Source organism: Colwellia sp., from assembly GCF_013215345.1.
Classification (GTDB): domain Bacteria; phylum Pseudomonadota; class Gammaproteobacteria; order Enterobacterales; family Alteromonadaceae; genus Colwellia.
In genome coordinates this window covers 1-2,790 of sequence record NZ_JABSOV010000230.1, presented here as the reverse complement: position 1 = coordinate 2,790, position 2,790 = coordinate 1, and the positions used below count along the sequence as shown (strand labels likewise).

Annotated in this window: 2 protein-coding genes; one reads left to right on the top strand and one right to left on the bottom strand. The window is 38.4% G+C overall.

Going from position 1 to position 2,790, the window contains the following annotated elements; all coding sequences use genetic code 11:
- Positions 1 to 1,392: DUF885 family protein (locus tag HRT50_RS18485; protein WP_291617245.1), on the top strand; the 1,392-nt coding region annotated here is incomplete at its 5' end.
- Positions 1,393 to 1,549: 157 nt separating this feature from the next.
- Here HRT50_RS18485 and HRT50_RS18480 read toward each other — a convergent pair.
- Positions 1,550 to 2,515, bottom strand: a complete 966-nt coding sequence (locus tag HRT50_RS18480) for an integron integrase (RefSeq protein WP_291617247.1) — start codon at positions 2,513 to 2,515, stop codon at positions 1,550 to 1,552.
- Positions 2,516 to 2,790 lie beyond the last annotated feature (275 nt).

Here is a 2,790-nt window from a genome sequence, read left to right as displayed (position 1 = left end):
GCATTTTTAATTAACCAACATTCAATCAGTAATGTAAAAGAAGCTCAAGATTACATTGCCCGCGTACATGGCGCGAAAAAGCTTTTAACACAACTTATTGAGCAGCTTAAATTACGTGAAGAAAGAGGCATTATTGCCCCTAAATTCGTTTTTCCTCACGTTATTAGAGACTCAAAAAACATTCTAGTTGGCGCACCATTTGATCAAGCAGAAAACAGCACCATTTTTGCCGACTTCACCCGTAAAGTGAACAAGCTAAGCATCAATGATGAAGAAAAATCAGTCTTAATTGCTGAAGTGAAAACTGCATTGATTGACAGCTTAAAACCAGGTTACGAGCAATTAGTAACTTACTTAACGGCGCTTGAGCAAAAAGCTGACAACCGTGATGGCGCATGGAAGTTCCCTGATGGCGAAGCCTTTTACAACAATGCTTTAAAACGTACCACCACTACCGACTTAACCTCAGAGCAAATTCATAACATTGGTTTAAGTGAAGTTTCACGCATTCATGATGAAATGCGCGTTATTATGAAAAAAGTTGGCTTTAACGGCGACTTGAATGAATTTTTCGAATTTATGCGTAACGATAAACAGTTTTACTACCCTGCAACTGCAGAAGGAAAGCAACGTTATATCGATGAAGCCGTTGCCCTTATCGATGATATGGAAGGCCGTTTAGACACCTTATTTTTAACCAAGCCAAAAGCAGCATTAAAAGTAAAAGCGGTTGAAGCCTTTAGAGAGCAATCTGCGGGTAAAGCCTTTTATCAGCGTCCTGCTCCAGATGGCTCACGCCCTGGTATTTATTACGCCAATCTTTACGATATGGAAGCTATGCCAGTTTATCAAATGGCGGCCTTAGCGTACCACGAAGGTATTCCGGGTCATCATATGCAATTAGCTATCAAGCAAGAACTAACGGGTATTCCAATGTTCCGTAAATTTGGTGGTTATACTGCTCATACCGAAGGTTGGGGATTGTATTCAGAGATGATTCCAAAAGAAATTGGTTTATACCAAGACCCTTATTCTGATTTTGGTCGCCTAGCGATGGAACTATGGCGTGCATGTCGTTTAGTTGTTGATACGGGTATGCATACGCAAAAGTGGACCCTTAAGCAAGGTATAGAGTACTACACCAGCAATACTCCAAACTCGGTATCTGATGCTGTTAAAATGGTAGAGCGCCATGTAGTTATGCCATCACAAGCAACGGCTTATAAAATTGGTATGAACAAAATCATTGAACTACGCGAACATGCCAAGGTTGAGTTAGGTGATAAATTCGATATTCGTGAATTTCATGACGTCATTTTAAAAAATGGTCCTGTACCACTTAATATTTTAGCCGACTTAGTTAATGACTACATTAAAACTAAAAAAGCCTAATTGAGGTCTGTTAATGCAAAGTATTAGACGCTTTCATTAACCCCTCCTAATTAAAAATTAGAGTAAAAGTAAAACTAAAGTAAAAAAATAATCCGCACTTTTCAGTGCGGATTTTTTATTCTCATACGTCAAAGTTACCCTTCGAGCCCCTATTGAGCTAAAACAAATCTGATAACGGACTGCGTACACCATTCGCGCCATGTTCAATCACATGAGTGTATATTTGCGTAGTACGAATATCGGTATGACCTAATTGCTCTTGTACCGTTCTAATATCGGCTCCACGCTGTAATAAATGCGTGGCAAATGAATGACGTAATGTATGACAAGTAACATTTTTATCTATACCGCCATTTCTTGCTGCCACCTTCACTGCTTTCCTAAGGGTTGTTTCATCAATATGATGTCGACGCACAAAACCTGTTTCGGGGTCTGTACTTAACCGGTTAGAGGGGAAAAGATAATGCCACTGCACATCATTACTGGCACTGGGGTTCTTTCTTGCTAAGGCATAAGGCAGCCAGACGCCTTTATAATCTGGGTTAAGTTGATCTTGCTGATATATTGATTGCACCATAGCGATTTGTACTTTCAATGACTCACACAATTCTTTAGCTAAAGTAACACGACGGTTTTTACCGCCCTTCCCTTGCCAAATTTGAATCGCGTGAAAGTCAAAATCAATATCTTGAATCCTTAAATGGACTACCTCCATTAAACGTAAACCACTGCCATACATTAATTGGCACGGCAAAGCATAACGACTTACTATCTTTGTTAATAATGCCGTTACCTCGGCTTGGGTTAAGACCACAGGTAATTTTGTATGTTGTTTAGATTTATTAAAATTGAGCTCAAGGGTTAAGGGCTTTAAAAGAATTCCCCTATATAAAAAAACTAGAGCATTAAGCGCTATACCTTGCGTGTTAGGTGCAACATCAAGCTTGTTTGTTAAATAAGAGAGGAATTGCTCAACTTCCTTATCATGGCAGCTCAGAGGATGGCGCTGACCATTAAAGTTTATATAAGCTTTGATCCAATAAACATAGCTTTGAATCGTTCTCTTAGCATAACGCTTTAAACGCATCTTCTCGGATATATAATTTAAAAATGGAGATGCCATAATAACCTCAAACATATACTGTATACCTGTACAGTATACCGTATTTCCTCCTTTCTACAAGAAAGCAGGAATAATTCCGCCTTTCACACATCAACCACTCTCACCTTGATTTTTAAGTCATTGATTCAAATTGAACAATAAAGTAATCTATTTGCATTATAAAATTATGGGCGATTAATCTCATCTTGTAGAAAGAAGGGATTTTGCCTCTTAATAAACTGTTATATTTAATCGGAATTTCGGTGTCATCATCGATAATAATAAAAGGGACTTAA

Coding starts and splice junctions, on each gene's coding strand:
- HRT50_RS18480 (WP_291617247.1), bottom strand. CDS start 2,515: ATGGCATCTCCATTTTTAAATTATATATCCGAGAAGATGCGTTTAAAG.